Origin of the sequence: Salinivirga sp. (assembly GCF_035268865.1) — a bacterium.
Classification (GTDB): Bacteria; Bacteroidota; Bacteroidia; order Bacteroidales; family Salinivirgaceae; genus Salinivirga.
On the sequence record NZ_DATFKB010000059.1, the window covers coordinates 1 to 18944 of the forward strand.

Here is an 18944-nt window from a genome sequence, read left to right on the forward strand (position 1 = left end):
TCAAACTTTCTCTTTTGCTTGACTTCATAATTTATTTTAAATCGAATTCTTCCCATTTATAACTCTGTTTTAAAGTTGTGCCAAATGCCCTACAACTAGTAGATAACTACAAGTTATTGCACTTATCCAACTACCGTTCGGTGGATAAGTGCAGGTTTTTGTGCGGTTATCTGTTTTTTCGTAAACGATTACAAAAACGATTCTGCACACTTTTCAAATGTAACAAAGGTTGCAGAAAATTCCTATTTTATTTTAAACAAAAAAAACTGCACAGAAAATCTATGCAGAGTGGTTGAAATGCGGCTCCTGACTTACAGCAATAATTTACAATGCTTTCAGGTTATTCGATTTTCAGTTTTATTTTACTAAAAATATCGAGTGCCGTTGTGAGTGTGGTCAGGTTGGTATATAGTTTACCGTCGGCGCCATAGGGGTGGCTGTGCCCTATTGGGTTCAGGTAATACATATCCATGGTTTTTTCTAAATCTATGGTTACGGCATAAATTACAGCCGGTTGGCATGAGGTCAGGTATTGCGTATTTTCCGGATATTTGGCATTGGTCCAAAATTCGTTCACATCCCAGGGCTGGTTCACCTCGAGCAATACGCGCACCTTACCTTTCAGCGGCTCATCGGTGCTTACTGCAAGGTTGAAGTTTTGCTTTGGTGTGGCTCCGGTGTAGGCATCCGGGACCGGATTATCAGGATCAGGAATATTGGCATCCTGAAGTTTTTCCCCGTCGCGTTTATGAAACCAATAGGGTAAAGCTGCGGGGCGGTGTGCCCTGCCCGGCCCTTTTTCCCATTTCAGGTCGCCGGCAGGTTTGTAAGGATAAATACCGGTTCCTACCGATTTTGTAACAAACAGGGTTTGTATGAAATTGCCCTGTAAATCTTCCACCCAAACAGCAAAGCTGGGGTGATTGTGTGCCTCACCCGCTTCAAAATGCAACTGTAGTGCTGTACCTTTGGCAGCCTGGTTTGCGGTAATTGATTCAGTTTGGCCGCTAAGTGTTGCAGCCACCGAAACTAAAACGATAATTAACACATTTATTTTTTTCATGATACCGGATTTTAAATTTTAAAACTCTACCATTACGCCAATGGTGGGCAAAACTGTACCCTGACCGTCGCTGGGAATTCTGCGCAGATCATACCGCTGCTCTTCGGGCGGCGCCGAAGGGTTCACGATCACTACATCTCCATTTTCATCCTCATTAATATAATTGTCTTGCTCATCTGCCTTAAAGTTGTACACATTCTGGATATCCAAATACAGCATCAGCGACCATTTGTCGAAATAAAACTGCCTGTCGACACGCAAATCGAGCTGGTGGAAAGCTCCGAGACGTTTTTCATTAAAACGGTCGTAATCCAGATAAGGTTGGTTTCTTCGATCCCAGGCCGAAACAAGGCTGGAGGTTTGCAAATCGTAGGGCGTATAAGGTGCGCCACCCACAAAACGCCATTTCATTCCCACGTCCCAGTTTTTACCAATTCTACGCGTGGCGGTAATGTTATACAAAATACGATTATCCCATGCCGATGGGACGTATTTACCTTCAATATCTTTGAATTCACTACGTACCAATGTCAGTGAACTTATGAGGTTAAAGCCCAATAAATCGTTGTGGCGCACCAAAAACTCAAGGCCATAGGCCCGGCCCTCGCCGGTGCTTGTAACCTCCTCATCGCCAAACACGCCAAAATCGGCACTTTTACCAGATATGGCTACTGAATCCTGCACAGAAAAGGGGTAATCGCCGTAATTTTTATAAAAAGCCTCCAGCGTAACACGGCTATCGTTGTTGGGTTGGTACTCTATTCCACCCACAACATGGTCGGCATAATAATATTCCAATCCGTTTTGCTTGTTAGCCAGCTCGCCATTTTCATCGCGGTAGCCCATGGTGGTATAAGCGGGTAACTGGTAAAAACGGCCGGTATTAAAGTTCAGAAACCATTTTTCATTGAGTCCGTAGCTGGCCGAAAAGCGCGGCGAAAATTGCGAAAAGGGGCTCACCATCTCTTTATCGTAACTACTGCCATCGAACCGCAGGCCCAATGAAAGTTTCAGCCGTTCGGCAAAGAAACCCCGGCTAACCTGCCCGAAAGCGCTGTAATTTATAAAATCGAGGTCCGATTCATTATTAATTTCCAGGGTTTGTCCGTTGCGAAAAATCTTATTGAATGAGCGATTAAAATACTCGGCATACTCTGCCCCGCCACCATAAATAATTTTGAGGTTATCGAGCCTGATATTATTTTCATATCTGAATTTTGTCTCTATCTCGTCACTATCAAGATCGAACAGCAGGTTTTCAGGTTCTTCCACATTATTCTGGTATTTATAAGCCGAGTTATTCAAATGGTTTCGCGAAAGTACAAATGTGTGGTAGCCATTATCGCGATAATGTTTGTATACCATACCACCGGTATAGTTCCACTGCTCATTAACGGGTAAATAGTTCAGAATATACCGCTGATCGGGGGTTTCATTGGCGTCCTTATTGAGTTCGAACTGGTCAAGTGCTCCCAGTCCAATAAGTATGATCTCATTTTTTTCGTCAAGCCGTATGCGGCTCTTAAACTGCGCATCGTTATAAGTGGGCAGAAAAGGCAGCTCCAGCACACTGAACAAGAATTGCAGGTACGACCGGCGCACCGAAAATATAATACTGGCATTGTCGGCCAGCGGGCCATCGAGCGTTAAGGCCAGGTCCGAAGCACCAATAGTAGCCCGGTATTTCATCTCTTCTTTATTACCGTCAACCTGCCGGAAGTCGAGCACTGAACTTACAGCACCTCCCCTGTTGGCAGGAAAAGCGCCGGAGTAAAAGTCCACTTCGCGCACAAAATCCACATTGATGATGCCCACCGGCCCTCCGGAAGCACCCTGCGTGGAAAAGTGGTTCAGGTTGGGTATTTCCACACCATCGAGGTAAAAAGCATTCTCGTTGGCGCCCCCACCCCGCACAATTACATCGTTTCTGAAAGCGGGTGTGGATGCCACCCCCGGAAAAGATTGAATTACTTTCGAGATATCGCGGTTGGCACCCGGGTTTTTCTCAATTTCGGCCACACCTATGGAGCGCATTGAGATGGGGCTCTCCACCTTCTTACGGAAACGACTCGCAACCACATCTACAGTTTCGAGTTCTTTTGTAACCTGTTCCAGTTCAATATCCAAATAGGCGGTTTTGGCATTGGTTACCAACACCTGCTTCGTAATAATTTTTTCATACCCAAGCGAAGATACCTCCAGGCGGATATAGCCCGGCTCAAGCCCTGTAAATTTAAATTTTCCGTCGATGTCGGTTATGGCACCCGTATTTGTACCACTTACAATAACATTGGCAAAGGGCACGGGTTCATTGTTCACCGGATCAAAAACACGACCCTCCAGCTTTGCATTTTGCCCGTACAGCAAGGAAGACAGGGCCAGAAATATGATTAACAGAATGTTGCGTTGCATAGTTTTTGTTTAAGATGTGAACTCAAAAAACTAAACAACAATAAACAAAAAATGTTGTTTGTGGTAGGATTTTTTAATAAAAAACTATTTCTGCTTCTTTTGTTTAATGAGCAAATTTTTCAGCGCAAGGTTTACATCAGTAAAAATAAATTCAAACTCATAATCGAGCAAACGATTCGGATATACCCTTGTTCCTTCAAGTATGGTCTCCTTGCCCATTTGCCCGTACATTGCTTTTATTATGAGTGAAGGCACCTTAAAAAAAGCCGGCCGGCGCAATGTTTTGCCAACAGCTTTGGTAAAAGTTTTCATGGTAACTGGTTCCGGGGCAGTTAAATTATAAGCACCATGGGTATATTTATCCTCAATTAAGTGCATCATGGCTCTTACCTGATCCTGAATGTGGATCCAGGAAACAAATTGCTTACCGGAACCTATCACACCACCGGCAAAAAGCTTAAATGGTTTTACCACTTTTGGCAGCATGCCGCCATTATTCGACAGCACTATACCTGTGCGCATAATAAGTTTACGGGTATCTTCGAGTTCTACTTTACGGAAACGTTCTTCCCATTTCCGGGCAAGTTCAGATAGAAAACCTGAACCTGGTGCTGATTTTTCTTCAATTTTCTTTGAGCCGGTATTGCCATAATAACCAATAGCCGACGATTGCAACAGTGCATCGGGTTCCTGTGGAGCTTGCTGCAAAAAGAGCTCTATGCGATCCAGGATATCTAACCTGCTTTCAAGCAAATATTTTTTTCGCGATTCTGACCAGGATTTTGAGGCAATATTGGCCCCGGTAAGGTTCACTGCAGCATATTCTCCACTTAACATTCGCTGCACCGGGGGTTTGGCTGCATCGGAATAACCGATAATCTGATAGGGTATGTTATACCTTTCAGGAAAACGCGATACCACAATGGGCTGATGATTATTCATCAGGGCATGAGCACAAAACTCCTGTCCAATTAATCCGGTTCCGCCAAACACTAATATGACCATTTTAATATGTAGTTTTCAGAAAATTATGAATTTTTAAGCTCGAATGCAACTATTATTTGATAAGTAGCATTTTTTAGAAAACATCATAGTACGCTTAAAGTTCACATTTAAAACAAAAAGTAAACCAATGTAGTCAAAAAAAAACTTAATTAACGATGCTGGTTTAATCCTTGTTTGTAGGCAGATAAAGCTCTTTCTCTTGCATATTTATGTTCAACAACAGGCTCAAAATATTCGGAAGTTTGGTATTCAGGCACCCATTTTTTAATATAGCTGAAATGCGGATCGAATTTTTTGGTTTGCAATTCGGGATTAAAAACCCGGAAATACGGTGCAGCATCGCAACCAGAGCCGGCAGCCCATTGCCATCCTCCATTATTTGAAGCCAATTCATAATCGGTTAACTTTTGGGCAAAATAGGCTTCGCCCCACCGCCAGTCTGTTAATAAATGCTTTGTAAGAAAGCTGGCCGTAATCATGCGCACACGGTTATGCATATAACCCGTCTGATTTAGCTCCCGCATACCCGCATCCACTATGGGATAACCTGTATTCCCCTGGCACCATCGTGCAAATTCATCGGCATTATTGCGCCAGCGTATATTCTCATATTGTGGCTTAAATGATTTGCTCACCACATGCGGGAAATGGAAAATAATCATCATATAAAACTCCCGCCAGGCCAGTTCATTTAAAAAGGAGCCATAGGCTGCAGCATGATTTACCAACTTGCGAATGCTGATAAAACCAAACCGCAGTACAACACTAAGCCTCGATGTACCCGGTACCGCGGGAAAATCTCTTTGATCAACGTAGTTTTTCAACAAATTGGGCGCTGGAAATTCAGTTTGAATTTTTCGGGGATTGTACTGAAAGCCCATTGCATCGAGCTTCGGCAATTCATAATTGCCTGGGGCCAGTTGCTGCAAATGTTGTTCACTATGGTAAATTGATAAACGCTCTGCATCGAATGCAGCAAACCATTTTTTAGACCATGGTGTGAAAACCGTGTAGGGCTTCCCGTCCTTTTTCAGCACCTCTCGGGGATGGACAATCACCTGGTCCTTAAACTTCTCAAAACCTATGCTGTATTCATCACACAATTGCGCGATATGCTCATCGCGTTCAACGGCATAAGGCTCATAGTCTTCGTTGGTATAAACTGCAGCAGGTTTGAGGCGCTCAAAAACCTCACGAAAAACTTCAGCAGGCCTGCCGTACTTCACCAACAGACTGCTGTTATAAGGTTTAACAGCCTCATGTAGCAATTTTAATTGATCATAAATCAACGATATGCGATGATCATCGGCAGGTAATTCGTCTGTAATATCAGTATCGAAAATAAAAAGCAGCTGAACTTTGTGGCCCGAATTGAGCGCTTCAAAAAGTCCGCGATTATCGGCCAGGCGCAGGTCTCTTCTGAGCCAGAATAATACAGGGGCAGCATTTACCATTGCTGAACTGTTTTTATAAAACGTGATGTATCGATGTTAAAACTTTGAGCGGTATCTAATAAATTTTGCTCGAGGTTGGTTGAAATAGCAGGTTCGCGTGCCAAAATCCACGCATACTTACGGCTTAGGGTGCTTACAACTGCCCACTGATATTCATCATCGAGCGCCAGAATAAGGTAATCGGCTTTAAATAATCCGAAAAACCTTACAATAAGGGCTCCATCAATCTCCGGGTTTGGTTGCCAGGCCAACGCTTTTGCTTTTTTATGTTTTCCCCCGGGTTGGTGCTTATATCCTTCGTTCAAAACATCGATACGGTTATCGTTGCGAAGTGTGTAAGTGGCTGTTACATTAACCAGGTCTTTCTCTGCACGCATCGGCAAACGGTATATCTCGTACCACTTGCCCATGTAACGATCTACATTGAGCGATTTAACGGCCTGGGTTGTATCGGGATTAAATTTTGGCATGCTGCACGAAAAAAATACAATGCTTAATAATATACTAAACGCAAGTTGTTTATACATAAAATGCCGGCATTACATTAATTGGCTAACTCTTTTACAATTTCTTTAAAGTCTTCAATATCTTTCACCGTCTGTACATTTTTAGGCAAATCTAACATTTCCTTCACCTGGTAACCACTAATATAAATTGTTGCATCAGAAAATTCCGCAGCCAGTTTATTGATATAGTTTTCTATCCAGCCTTCATCCATACTGGCAGTGAAAGAAGTAAATAAATAATCAGGTTTAACTTTTTTGCGTACCTCTATCATATCCTCATATGGTACAATTTGACCGAGATAAAGCGTTTTCATACCCCACTTTTTGGCTATGTAATGGTAAAACAATAAACCGATTTCGTGTAACTCGTGGTCGTGCAAAAAGAAAACAAAGGTAGGTGTTTTAACATTGGATTCGGGCACAATTCTGTCAGTGGCCACAAACAATTTCTGACGTACCAGATTAGAAACAAAATGTTCCTGGGCAGGACTAATGGAGCCTGTTTGCCACAAGACCCCGATTCGATCAAAAAAAGGAAAAAGCAGGGTTTTAACGGTCTCTTCAAAACCATTCTTAATGATGGAGCGATTCAAAACAGATTCGAACTTGATTTCATCCATATCAATCATGCTGATTATGAGGTGCTCTATCTGCACACTTGATGTATTAAGTCCGACATTCAGTGAAACCACCTTCTCACGCAACTCCTGATCAGACAGGTCGGCAAGTTTAGATATTCTTAGTCCATGCTTATTAAGCACAGCTATATTCAAAAGCTTTTTAACATCTGTATCACAATATGTCCTGATATTGGTCTCAGTTCGTTTTGGCTCAATTATTCCATAGCGTTTTTCCCACATTCGTATAGTGTGCGCCTTAATACCTGTAAGTCTTTCCAAATCTTTTATCGAGTACATCTGAATTTCCTTTTAACGAAAAACATGGCTTCTGTATATTTGTTTATTATTTACGGGAGAATTTTAAACAAAATTAAAAAAATCATTCAAAATAAAAGACATTTCAGATATTTTTATCCCAATTATCACATTCATATGTTTATTTTTAATTTTATTCGCAAGCTCATGAGCTCACTTCGTTCGGTTCAAAGGTCATTACCTGTCCCGATACCAATCGGGATGAAACCTCCTATTCCCTTATTTTAAAGCTTTTTACCTGTAAAGTTCCAAATAATCATGCGTGTGTGTCAAAAGCTTTGTCATGGAGGTTTCATCCGAAACTTTTCAAATAAAAAGGTCAACAATAGTTATAACCGATTATTATTGGGACATTTTTTGAAATCGCCAGAAAAAAAGTGGTTTTTCAAGTCAATTGCTATTAATTCGTTTAAACCTGATATTATAAAATTACATACAGCTGACTTACCACGCCATTTATGGCGTGGATTTAGGTAAGCATCAAGAGCGGTAAGGCTTCAGCCTGGAACCTAATCTATATAGAAAAAAGTTCCTGGCTAAAGCCCTAAGCAGCAACGGTAACTTGTCACCGCCACAAATGGCGGTGTAATGAATGTACTATCTCAAAAATTACAACTTTGAGAACAAATTCAGATAAGAAATAGCTTGTATTTTTTCAATATATATTGTAATAAGCACAAAAAACTATAAAGTTTCAGATATTTTTATCCCAATTATAAATTATTGATTTCATCAGGTCTACTTTGTATGATAATTGTAAGGAGTTAGCAATAATTGTAATTTGATATGGCAAAAAGCGTCTCATTTCGCACCTTAGGCTGCAAACTTAATTTTGCAGAAACTTCATCACTGGCTACCGTTTTTGAGCAGAAAGGTTATGAAAGAACCAATAATTTTGATGAAAGCGACATTATAGTAATCAATACCTGCTCGGTAACTTCACTTGCCGAAAAAAAAGGGCGTAATTTGCTTTCAAAAGCACGCAGAGCAAACCCCAATGCTAAGATTGTGGTGCTGGGATGCTATGCCCAGCTCCGGCCCGAAGAACTTCGCAACCTGGAAACAGCAGACCTGATTCTCGGGAACGAAGAAAAATTTAAAGTCTTCGATTACCTGGAGCAAGACGCGCAAACATCCGTATATACCCATCCTTTTAAAGAAATTACCACATTTGACAGCGCCTGGTCATCAGGCGATCGCACACGCACTTTCCTGAAGGTACAGGACGGCTGTAACTACTTTTGTGCCTATTGCACCATTCCCATGGCCCGGGGACTAAGCCGGAGTCCCGAAATTAAAACCATTGTAGAAACAACAAAGGAAATTATTGCCACCGGCACCAAAGAAATAATTCTTACAGGCGTAAACGTTGGTGATTTCGGCAGGCAGCACGGCGAAAGCTTTTATGAGCTTCTAAAAGCACTTGTGGAACTGGGAAATATACCCAGACTCAGACTAAGTTCCATTGAGCCCAACCTTATGAATGATGACATTATTCAACTGGTTGCAGCACAGGAGGCACTTATGCCTCATTTCCATATTCCTTTGCAGTGTGGTACTGACGTGTTACTCGAAAAAATGAACCGCCGTTACACAACCGAACTATTTGCTGAAAGGGTTTCAGAAATAAAACGCACTGTACCTGATGCATGCATTGCCGCTGACGTTATTGTGGGGGTACCGGGAGAAACAGATGAGCATCATCAGCAGGCAATGAAATTTATTGAATCGCTGGGTTTGTCGTACCTGCATGTATTTACATACTCCTCAAGGCCCGGGACCACAGCTTCAGAAATGAAGCACCAGGTAAAATCCCAGGTTAAACAACAGCGCAGCAGGGAGATGCACGAGCTGGCAGATAAAATGTCGCGTAACTTCCACCAAAGCAACCTGAAACAAACACGCAAGGTGCTCTTTGAGAGAGAAATACAAAACAAATTTATTTATGGATTTACTGACAATTATATCAGGGTAAAGACACCCTACAAAGAAGGTATGGAAAACACAATTTTGAATGTATATTTGTCAGAGTTGGATGAAGAAGGAACCGTAAAAGGCACAATTGTATGAAAACACTTGAAACCATCAAAACGCCATTGCTGGAACTGATAAAAACAACCGGCAATTTCATCAGAGATGAAAAAGGTAAAATAAAGGAACAACAAATTGATGATAAAGCCCACAACAGCTTCGTAACCTATGTGGATAAAAAGGCCGAATCGATGCTTGTGGAAGGCCTTCAAAAGCTTATTCCGGGATCGGGATTCATTGCCGAAGAAGGCACCGCCGGCGAAAACGAAAGTGACTGGCGCTGGATAATCGATCCGCTCGATGGTACCACGAATTACATTCACGATATTTACCCCGTTGCTGTAAGTGTGGCTTTGCAGCACAAAGAGCAAACTGTAGCAGGTGTGGTTTATGAAGTGGGGCACGACGAGCTGTTTTATGCTTTCGAGGGAGAACAGGCAATGCTGAATGGTAAACCTATCCATACATCCACTCACAAAAAAATGGCCGACAGCCTGTACGCAACCGGGTTTCCATATTACGATTACAAGCGCCTGCCAAACTATATGAAGGTACTTGATTACATGATGCAAAATACCCGCGGCATACGCAGACACGGAAGTGCAGCTACAGATTTGGTTTATGTGGCATGCGGCCGTTTCGATGCATTTTTTGAGTATAGCCTGAGCCCATGGGATGTGGCAGCCGGAGCTTTTATAGTACAAAAAGCCGGGGGTATTGTCACAGACTTTAAAGGCGGCAATAATTACCTCTTCGGAGAAGAAATAATTGCCACCAACAGCTTCCTGGCAAAAGCAACGCAATCATTAGTAGATGAAAAAATGAATTAATCATATATCGAACAGAAATATTATCTTTATCCCCAAAACAAAGCATATCAAACTGAGATAAAAAATATTCACATATGAACCGCATAGTAATCATAATTGCAGTAATGTTGTCGGGCCTCATGCTCAAAGCCCAGACTCCAACCGGATACTTTCATTATGCACCGTTTATGGACATTAATAGTGACCCCTATCTTGAAACCTATCTCGCCATAGCCGGCAATTCGGTTAAATACAGAGATGTAGAAGGTGAAGAAGATAAAGTACAGGCATCTGTGGAAGTAACCATGATTTTTAAGAATGGTGATATTGTAAAAGCTTACCGAAAGTTTAACTTAAAAAGTGCCGAACTCGACACCTTAAAAGATGGAAAACCCGCCTTTTTAAATCTGGAGCGATTCGCACTTGACAATGGTACCTACAATTTTGAGCTTATCCTGAAGGATAATTATGCCAAAGGAGAAAAATTTACCTACAGCGATATCATCACCATCAATATTGACAGTACTGACCTTGCTTTTAGTGGCATAACCCTCGCAGAAAGCATTAATCCCACTCAAAAACGCAATCAATACACAAAAAGCGGATTCGACATTGTACCATTTGTGAGCAACTTTTACCCTGACGATGTGAATGAATTGTCGTTCTATGCTGAAATTTACAACATGGATAAAGCTGTGGGTCAGGACTCTGTGTTTTTGATTACCACCTACCTCGAAGGTAACCCAACCAAAAGAATGTACACTGAGTTTGCGCACAAAAGCCGCAAAACTGCAGCACCCATCAACGTCATAATGAAGTCGTTCGACATCAGTAAACTAAACTCAGGCAACTACAACCTTGTAATTGAAGTGCGCAACAGCAAAAATGAACTGCTGGGGCAACACAAAAAATTCATTCAGCGTGCCAATGCTGAATACAACGAACTCGATGTAGACTACACAAGCATAGATATTTCCAGGACATTTGCACAGGAGATCACCAATTTCAACCAACTCGAAGATCATATTTATGCGATCTACCCCATTGCCAATCGTATGGAGCAGAAATTTATTTTACAGGATTTTGAGCCCGGTCAAATGAAACTCATGCAGCAATTCTTTTACAATTTTTGGAAAGAACGCAACCCGGCCAATCCCGAAGCTGAATGGAACGTATACAAAGATCAGCTGAAAATTGTACAGGACCATTTTGGTTACGGAAGAAGAAGGGGCTATGCTACCGACCTCGGCAGAATTTACCTCAAATATGGCCCGCCAAGTTCCATAAGAGAAGACCATTTGGGACAGCAACAAATAATAAGCAGTGGAGGTGCTGACCAGACCATGGTAGATGCCGTGGATTACCAAATATGGCACTACTACAAGGTAAACGGACAAACCGACCGTATCTTTGTTTTTGTAAAAGGACTCGACAAATACAGCCTTGGCGGCGAATACGTGTTGCTCTATACCGATGTGGCAGGAGAACTCTCGTATGACGACGGACTGAATTTCAATTCCGTGAGCGGATTACTGAGAGATATTGACAGCCAAATGCTCAGAGATATTCAGAGCGAATCATCCAGAGCACTGTCAAGATTCCTGTCGGGACAAAGGTAATCCCTGAAAAAAATAATTTAAGTTTAAGAGTGCCTCAATAGCTAGTCACAGTAATACAAGAACAAAAAATACCACACAATGCCCGCAGTGGACACATTCATTGCGGGCATTGCGTTGTTTAATATCCATCTTTTAGGGATTATGATTGCGGAACAATCCCTTACTTTTACCATCTATCCATTATCAAAAATAAATTAGATTTTGGCATTAGTTTTCTATATTTTTGTTTTTGGTAAGTATCTGTTAACTTTAAACAAGCCTGAATAGATAGATTAAGTAAATTAACAGGGGATACAGGCATTGTTTGCAACATGTACATGTAAATATTTTGTAAGTCAATTCAAGACAAAACTCTATACTCATGAAAAAATTTTTATTCGGGATATTGATTTTATTAGTCATGCCCCACTTCACATTCAGTCAGGAAAACCTGGTGCTCAACCCCGGTTTTGAAGAATACACTGACTGTCCACTACGACATACACCAGAAGATGTAACCACAGTATTAATCCCGCACTGGACTTTTCCCAACAAAACAGCCTCTGACTATTTTAATAAATGTTCAGATCAGGGGGCAGGCATACCATCGAACTTTGCAGGCTACAGCCATGCAAAACAGGGTGAAGGATATGCCGGGGCAATTTTAAGCGGGTCAACATTTACTCACCGCGAATATTTGCAGGGCGAGCTGTCAGAACCGATGAAAAAAAGACAGCGCTATTGCGTTTCGTTCTATTACAAGCTGGCAAGTGGTTCGCGTTTTGCCATCGATCAACTGGGATTGCATCTGTCGAACGAAAAACTGGCTTTTAAAACAAAAAAAGAGATCGATGTAGAGCCACAACTCAAAAACCCTAAAGGTATTTTCCTTGTGAATACACACGAATGGAAACACTTTTGCAGGGTATACAAAGCCGATGGCGGTGAACAATTCTTATCTATCGGCAATTTCCATTCCTATGAAGAAACCAATTACGTGGGTGTGGAAAAGAAAAATAAAAGCAGTCACAGTTTAACAGATTATGCTTATTACTATTTTGACCAGGTTGAAGTCCGCGAAATAACCAACTGCGAGGCCTGCGCCTGCATTCCACATGACCTGCAGGTAGCTGTAGTAGATTCGTTTTATACAGGTGGTTTCAACCCCATAACAGGTAAAATAGACCAAAAACAGAACGATGGACGGGTGCGGATATCAGTTCAGGGTGGTACAAAGCCATACGATGTGCAATGGAACACAGGCAACGAGAGCATGTCGGTTAAAAACCTTGCAGCAGGAACCTACAAATACACCGTAACCGATGCCTTAAACTGCATACGCGAAGGAGAAGTTAAGTTTGTGGCACCCAAGGTAGAAGATACAGAAAAAGAAGACGACCTGTTTAACATCAAAGAAGGTACAGCCATTGTACTGAACAATATCTTTTTTGAAACAGGCAAAACTGCTTTGCTGCCGCAATCATACACCGAACTCGATAAGGTAGCCGCTTTTATAAAAGACAACAACATCAGTAAAATTGAGATTTCGGGCCATACCGATGACGTGGGCAACCCCCAATACAACCAGAAATTGAGTGAAGGACGAGCAAAAGCGGTAGTCGATTATCTTGTTTCGCAAGGCGTAAGCCCTGATGTACTCACTTACAAAGGCTACGGACAAGACAAGCCCGTTGACACTAACAAAACAGCCGAAGGGCGCGCCAATAACCGAAGAGTAGAATTTTTCCTTCTTAAAAAATAAACCCCAACATCATGATACACATAAAATCTATTATAACAATCTTTTTTATCCTTTTTGGCCTGGCAGTTCAAGCACAGTCTGTGAGCCGAATTGTGAATAAAATGGAAAAAGACGATTTTGAGAAAGGCCGCGAACTGGCTAATCGCGCCCTGGAGGACGAACCGCAAGATCCGGGAGCAAATTTTTGCCTGGCCTGGATGGCATTTGAAGAAGACGATTTCTTTACTGCCTATAAACACATGCTCGTGTTCCGCGATAACCTCAGTAACCTTGATGAAGGAGACAAAGAGGACCTGATGGAATACATGAAACAGGAAATGACCCGGATGCGCAAAAAAAGCTTCGATGAACGCATTGATAAAAAATTTAAAGATATAGAAGAAACTGCCATCAACTATGTAAGAGAAAAACTCGACCCTGAATTGGCAACACAGTACATTGAAATGTTCCCCAACTCGCCATATCTTGACAATACCATTCATATCAGAAATCACTATGCATTTATAAAAGCTAAAAATGCGGGTACAGTTGAAGCGCTGCTGGAATTTAAACGCAAATATCCCGAAGCTGCCCAGCAGGAAATGGCCCAGGAACTGATACATGAGTTGAAGTTTGAGGCTGCAAAAGCGCAAAAATCACTTGATGCACTAAATGAATTTATTGAAAAATATCCACTGGCGAAACAACAAACCGAAGCACTCCTGTTGCGGGATAAACTGGCTTTCGAAAAGGCCAAAAACGCCAACACACTTGAAGCCATTGAGCGATTTATACATGATTATCCGGATGCCCTTCAATTGTCTGATGCCAAAAAACTCAGACAAAAGCTCGTGTTTGAAAAAGCTAAGAAAATCAACACAATCGAAGCTTATACTGCTTTTGTAAAAGAGTATCCCTTTGGAAAGTACTATGTGGATATCTTTAATTTAAAAGCCAAAGCTCTGGGTAAACGCATTGCCCAAAAAAGCGAAATAAAAAATGCAAAAACTACACGCGCATTTGACTACGACCAGACCAACGACCAATTCTCTGCTGCAGCTTCCGATGCTAAAGGAAATACATACATTGCTGGCACAATTGAGCTTGACACAATGCGAAACCAGGATGTGTGGCTACTTAAACTCGATGCTGCCGGAAAAATGGTATGGAACAAGCAGTTTGGCTCTCCGGCCGATGACCACATTAACGAACTGTTTGTTCAAAGTGACGGTTCGCTGCTTGGCGTGGGCATATATGGCGAAACCGACAGTACAGCCGGACAGGGATGGATGCTGAGCGTGAGTAATGAAGGCAAAAAAGAGTGGATGAAATTTCTGGGTTCCATGCACCCAATTTCGAGCCTGCACCAAGGCTCCGACATGCTGGTTGGCGGCCATTTAATGGATAGCGTCAACACAATGCGGCTCGTACGTTTTGATAAAGAAGCCGATAAAAAGTGGCACCGCAATTATTCCACAGAAGGAAGTGTTAATGCAATTGCTGCACACAGCCAGGGAGGAAACGTTTTTGCCGGTAAAAACTGGATTTGCCATATCGATGATGATGGCTACCTTCAATATGACGAATTTCTTGATAGCACGCTTGTAATTCTGGACCTTGTGGAAAAAGATGGAATTATTTATGCTGCCGGCGTCAATCCTGAATTCAATCTTTTCCTTTGGGACAGCCAGAATAAAAATATTACGCAAACCCAGCAGCTTGTGAAACAACTGCAGTATTTACCAGACTCTGATATACTGGTTTTAAGTGAAAACAATACATTAATGCAGCTCTCAAACGCCGGTGGATATGTAAAAGATGTAGCCCGCAAAGTGGCTGATTTTTACATGACCGGCAATAAATTATTCTTTTCAAGCGTAGGCTCTATACTGCAATCAAACATCGTATTTGTTGAATATTAAAAAAATCAGGCTGCCCGTTCGTGGTATCTTTCACCCGGCGGGCAGCCTGTCTTTTATTCTTGAGTTGCCTTTGACTACACTTTCCTAATAAATTCAACCATCTAATTACAGTGCAATTTTAAGCAATCGGTTTATAAAAAACGACTCCTCTTCTTGCTTTTTACTCACCTGAGGATTAGGCCATAACAAACCTAAAGGTGTATAAAAAAACTGTTCAATATTTCCTTCCCCTTCTTCATATTCATACTGAATAGTTTGGCCCGTTGTCGAAAATTCACTTAGGCACCCCTGAGCGTCATAATCATATTGGTCATATCCCTCTAGATTCCAATCACCAGCTTCTCTTAAAAAATAATTTATCTGTGCTATTTTTCCATTGGAATGATCATATTCATTTTTAGTTAATGGAAACAATTCTTCATTTAGGCTATCATACTTTATCATCTGACTGATATGGCCTCCCGAATAGGAACATTCTGTTTTTTGATCGGTAACCCACTGCCCGTCTTCATAATAAACTTTGTAATATTCAGATAGTAACTCATCAGTATAGTGACACTCATATCTATAATAAGGATAAGCCTCTCCTCCACTATTGTAATAATATTTTGTAGCGGTGTTAAGTTTATCATTATCATACACATAACTATATTTATTATCTGGCACCCATTCTTCACTTATGTAATACGAAACTTTCTCCTCGACAATTCTACCTTCATTAAAAGTGGCAGACCATTTACGGTCTTGCATCAATCCATCCGCAGTAATAAATGAGCCTATGCTAAATATTCTGTTGTTGTCATAGTAAAAATCAACCTGATAATCTTCTTCCCACACCTCATCATTACTTTCTATTTGTCGAATAAGTTGTACAATTTGATTATTATCATATACATAATCAAACTTGTAGATACCAGAATTTAACTCACTTACAATTCTATACTCTTTATTGCTTGATTCGTTGTTTTTATCGCAAGCATTAAAGAATAAAGAAGTTAAAAACACAAGTAAAATTAATTCTTTCATAATCATAAATTTAAATTTACTACAAAAATATAATAATGATTAAAATATCTATTAAAACAGATTAAAAACACAAACAACTTTGACATTTCATTTCAAATTAAATTTTGTCAGCAGCCACTATTATTGTAACTTTTGTGGCGCAAACTTTTGTTTTAGGAGGGTTACCAAAAAACTGCACATGGATTTGATACGCATTGTACTTGTAGACGACCACAAGTTATTATTGAGCAGCATGAAAGTTATGCTCGAGAAAGAAGACTATATTGAAGTAGTTGGGAAGGCATACAATGGCAAGGATTTTCTGGAGATGATGGATAATATCGAGTTCGATATGGTGCTGATGGATATCGACATGCCGGGCATGAATGGTATTGAAGCAGCCAGAGAAGCCTTATCGCGCCGCCCCGATATCAAAATAATAACAGTATCGATGTTCGATGATTTTGACAATTACAACCAGGTAATTGAGGCCGGGGTGCATGGTTTTGTAGTAAAAAATGCAGAAACACGCGAGTTACTTGAAGCCATAAACAGCGTGTGGCGCAATGAAAAATATTTCTCTCCTCAATTGCTTGAAAATGCCATTGAGTATATGTCGAACCGGCAAGACAAAAGCAAGGTAAAATTTTTACTTTCCAAACGTGAGATGCAGGTACTCAGGCTCATTTGCGAAGGATTATCAAGCAATGAAATTGCTGCTGATCTTGATATCAGCCCGCGTACAGTGGAAAAACACCGAGACGCACTGCTCAAAAAAACCAAATCGAAAAACGCTGTTACCCTCGCTGTATTTGCCTCAAAACATGGCCTGCTCGACTAACTTTCATACTCCCAACAACCTGAAACCAGATTTGCCTTATCACTGCAGCCCCTATGAATCAAGCCTTTCGGCCCGCAATACAGATTTATTCTGCATCAATTGATTGAGGATGTATTGCAGATGCTCATTATCGCGCACATTGAAAGTTATTATGGCTTCGTAAACACCTTCATGAGCCGCAATATTCATGGACTGAATGCTGATGTTCATCTCATCAGAAAAAACCTTACTGATTTGATTGAGCACACCTTTACGGTCAATTCCAATTACCCGCACATCGGTCATAAAATGTTTTTCCTCCACTGCGTTGTTCCATACTGCACGTATAACCCGGTAAGGATACTTTTCTTTTAATTCTGCCGCATTAGGGCATTTTACGCGGTGTATGACAATGCCTTTTGAGACAGAAACAAATCCAAAAATTTTATCGCCAAAAACCGGGCTGCAGCACTTTGCAAGCTGATAATTTACCTGACTGATGTCATCACCAATCACCAGATAATCATCTTCCCTTGGCTTGCTTACAGGCGATTTACTTACCAAATCTTCTGGTTTGCTCTCGCTCTCTTTGGGTTCGTTGAGGCAAACATCCCTGATCGTATTAAATTCTATCTCATCCCTGGCAAAAGCCACGTAGAGATCAACAGCTGAATCCATTTTAAAATGTTTCAGCAGCCTTACAATATAGTCCTCTTTCTCATTTAAGTGAAGTTGCTTAAGTTTTCGTTGCAACTCCTCTTTACCCATCTCCGCCTCCTGGTAACGTTGTTGCCTGAGGGCTCTTTTAATACGGTTTTTTACCCTGGCAGAAACAGCAATGGTGAGCCACCTCTCGTTGGGTTTTTGCTTTTTACTGGTAAGAACCTCTACCGTATCACCATTACTGAGTTTGTGCTTTAAAGGCACAATTTTACCACCAATACGGGCACCTGTACACTGATCACCTACACGACTATGTATGCTGTATGCAAAGTCAATAATGGTAGCACCCCGGGGCAGTTTTTTAATATCACCTGCGGGGGTAAAAACAAATACGTTTGGTGAGTAGTCCACTGGTTGACCGGTGAGTGAAATATCCTCATCGCTTTTATCGGGGGACTCCAGCACCTCGCGCACTTTTGCAAGCCACTGGTCGGGGCGATTGGCTGAGCCCGTTTCTTTGTAACGCCAATGAGCGGCCTGGCCCTTTTCTGCATTGTCGTCCATTCGGCGGGTGCGTATCTGTACTTCGACCCAGCGCTCATCGGGGCCCATCACAGTAGTATGGAGTGATTCGTAACCACTCGACTTGGGAGACGAGACCCAGTCGCGCAAGCGTTTTGGGTTTGGTTTGTACAGGTTTGATACAATGGAATAAACATTCCAGCAGGCACCTTTTTCTTCATTTAAATCGAGGTCTTCAAGGATAATACGAATAGCAAAAAAGTCATATACCTCATCAAAAGCCACATGCTGTTTCTCCATTTTTCGCCAGATGGAATACACAGATTTAACGCGGGCCTTAACCTCATACTTATAGCCAAGCGCATCAAGTTCAGACTTTACTGGTTTAATAAACAGTTTAATATACCTGTCCAGCACCTGACTGCTCTTTTCAATTTCGCGCAAAATGTTATTATAGG

14 protein-coding genes are annotated in these 18944 nt (G+C 41.4%); 6 read left to right on the forward strand and 8 right to left on the reverse strand.

Annotation, left to right across the window (positions count from 1 at the left end):
• Positions 1-340 precede the first annotated feature (340 nt).
• From VJ937_RS03885 to VJ937_RS03910, 6 genes are all read right to left on the reverse strand, one after another.
• Positions 341-1063, reverse strand: coding sequence for a hypothetical protein (locus VJ937_RS03885; protein WP_324065582.1), 723 nt, complete (start codon positions 1061-1063; stop codon positions 341-343).
• 18 nt (positions 1064-1081) lie between these two features.
• A complete protein-coding gene (locus VJ937_RS03890; RefSeq protein WP_324065583.1) occupies positions 1082-3475 on the reverse strand; it encodes a TonB-dependent receptor in 2394 nt (797 codons plus the stop codon).
• Between the two features lie 84 nt (positions 3476-3559).
• Positions 3560-4480 (reverse strand): TIGR01777 family oxidoreductase, encoded by a 921-nt coding sequence (locus tag VJ937_RS03895; protein WP_324065585.1) that lies wholly within the window; start codon positions 4478-4480, stop codon positions 3560-3562.
• A gap of 149 nt (positions 4481-4629) precedes the next feature.
• Complete coding sequence (locus VJ937_RS03900) at positions 4630-5934, reverse strand: deoxyribodipyrimidine photo-lyase (RefSeq protein ID WP_324065586.1); 1305 nt, start codon at positions 5932-5934, stop codon at positions 4630-4632.
• Positions 5928-6404: a lipocalin family protein gene (locus VJ937_RS03905; RefSeq protein WP_324065587.1), complete on the reverse strand. Its 477-nt coding sequence runs from the start codon at positions 6402-6404 to the stop codon at positions 5928-5930. Before VJ937_RS03905 ends, VJ937_RS03900 begins: the two co-directional genes overlap by 7 nt.
• Positions 6405-6478: 74 nt before the next feature.
• Positions 6479-7357: a MerR family transcriptional regulator gene (locus VJ937_RS03910; protein ID WP_324065588.1), complete on the reverse strand. Its 879-nt coding sequence runs from the start codon at positions 7355-7357 to the stop codon at positions 6479-6481.
• A gap of 804 nt (positions 7358-8161) precedes the next feature.
• Here VJ937_RS03910 and mtaB point away from each other — a divergent pair.
• The 5 genes from mtaB to VJ937_RS03935 all read left to right on the forward strand — a co-directional run bounded on the left by mtaB (position 8162) and on the right by VJ937_RS03935 (position 15476).
• Positions 8162-9445: a tRNA (N(6)-L-threonylcarbamoyladenosine(37)-C(2))-methylthiotransferase MtaB gene (mtaB, locus tag VJ937_RS03915; protein WP_324065589.1), complete on the forward strand. Its 1284-nt coding sequence runs from the start codon at positions 8162-8164 to the stop codon at positions 9443-9445.
• Positions 9442-10236, forward strand: a complete 795-nt coding sequence (locus VJ937_RS03920; RefSeq protein WP_324065590.1) for an inositol monophosphatase family protein — start codon at positions 9442-9444, stop codon at positions 10234-10236. The genes mtaB and VJ937_RS03920 overlap by 4 nt, the downstream gene beginning before the upstream one ends.
• A 74-nt stretch (positions 10237-10310) precedes the next feature.
• Positions 10311-11834 (forward strand): GWxTD domain-containing protein, encoded by a 1524-nt coding sequence (locus VJ937_RS03925; RefSeq protein WP_324065591.1) that lies wholly within the window; start codon positions 10311-10313, stop codon positions 11832-11834.
• Positions 11835-12195: 361 nt separating this feature from the next.
• Complete coding sequence (locus VJ937_RS03930) at positions 12196-13575, forward strand: OmpA family protein (protein ID WP_324065592.1); 1380 nt, start codon at positions 12196-12198, stop codon at positions 13573-13575.
• 11 nt (positions 13576-13586) lie between these two features.
• Positions 13587-15476, forward strand: a complete 1890-nt coding sequence (locus tag VJ937_RS03935) for a hypothetical protein (RefSeq protein ID WP_324065593.1) — start codon at positions 13587-13589, stop codon at positions 15474-15476.
• 105 nt (positions 15477-15581) lie between these two features.
• On the opposite strand, the gene VJ937_RS03940 is transcribed toward VJ937_RS03935, so the two are convergent.
• Positions 15582-16502, reverse strand: coding sequence for a hypothetical protein (locus tag VJ937_RS03940; protein WP_324065594.1), 921 nt, complete (start codon positions 16500-16502; stop codon positions 15582-15584).
• A 178-nt stretch (positions 16503-16680) separates the two neighbouring features.
• Between VJ937_RS03940 and VJ937_RS03945 the strand changes: the two genes are divergently transcribed.
• Positions 16681-17322: a response regulator transcription factor gene (locus VJ937_RS03945; protein WP_324065595.1), complete on the forward strand. Its 642-nt coding sequence runs from the start codon at positions 16681-16683 to the stop codon at positions 17320-17322.
• 51 nt (positions 17323-17373) lie between these two features.
• On the opposite strand, the gene VJ937_RS03950 is transcribed toward VJ937_RS03945, so the two are convergent.
• Positions 17374-18944 (reverse strand): RelA/SpoT family protein (locus tag VJ937_RS03950; RefSeq protein ID WP_324065596.1); only part of this gene is annotated, 1571 nt, incomplete at its 5' end.

What these genes read in the sequence shown, in the direction of transcription:
- VJ937_RS03885 (WP_324065582.1), bottom strand. Translation starts at nt 1,063, where the DNA reads ATGAAAAAAATAAATGTGTTAATTATCGTTTTAGTTTCGGTGGCTGCA.
- VJ937_RS03890 (WP_324065583.1), bottom strand. Translation starts at nt 3,475, where the DNA reads ATGCAACGCAACATTCTGTTAATCATATTTCTGGCCCTGTCTTCCTTG.
- VJ937_RS03895 (WP_324065585.1), bottom strand. Translation starts at nt 4,480, where the DNA reads ATGGTCATATTAGTGTTTGGCGGAACCGGATTAATTGGACAGGAGTTT.
- VJ937_RS03900 (WP_324065586.1), bottom strand. Translation starts at nt 5,934, where the DNA reads ATGGTAAATGCTGCCCCTGTATTATTCTGGCTCAGAAGAGACCTGCGC.
- VJ937_RS03905 (WP_324065587.1), bottom strand. Translation starts at nt 6,404, where the DNA reads ATGCCAAAATTTAATCCCGATACAACCCAGGCCGTTAAATCGCTCAAT.
- VJ937_RS03910 (WP_324065588.1), bottom strand. Translation starts at nt 7,357, where the DNA reads ATGTACTCGATAAAAGATTTGGAAAGACTTACAGGTATTAAGGCGCAC.
- mtaB (WP_324065589.1), top strand. Translation starts at nt 8,162, where the DNA reads ATGGCAAAAAGCGTCTCATTTCGCACCTTAGGCTGCAAACTTAATTTT.
- VJ937_RS03920 (WP_324065590.1), top strand. Translation starts at nt 9,442, where the DNA reads ATGAAAACACTTGAAACCATCAAAACGCCATTGCTGGAACTGATAAAA.
- VJ937_RS03925 (WP_324065591.1), top strand. Translation starts at nt 10,311, where the DNA reads ATGAACCGCATAGTAATCATAATTGCAGTAATGTTGTCGGGCCTCATG.
- VJ937_RS03930 (WP_324065592.1), top strand. Translation starts at nt 12,196, where the DNA reads ATGAAAAAATTTTTATTCGGGATATTGATTTTATTAGTCATGCCCCAC.
- VJ937_RS03935 (WP_324065593.1), top strand. Translation starts at nt 13,587, where the DNA reads ATGATACACATAAAATCTATTATAACAATCTTTTTTATCCTTTTTGGC.
- VJ937_RS03940 (WP_324065594.1), bottom strand. Translation starts at nt 16,502, where the DNA reads ATGAAAGAATTAATTTTACTTGTGTTTTTAACTTCTTTATTCTTTAAT.
- VJ937_RS03945 (WP_324065595.1), top strand. Translation starts at nt 16,681, where the DNA reads ATGGATTTGATACGCATTGTACTTGTAGACGACCACAAGTTATTATTG.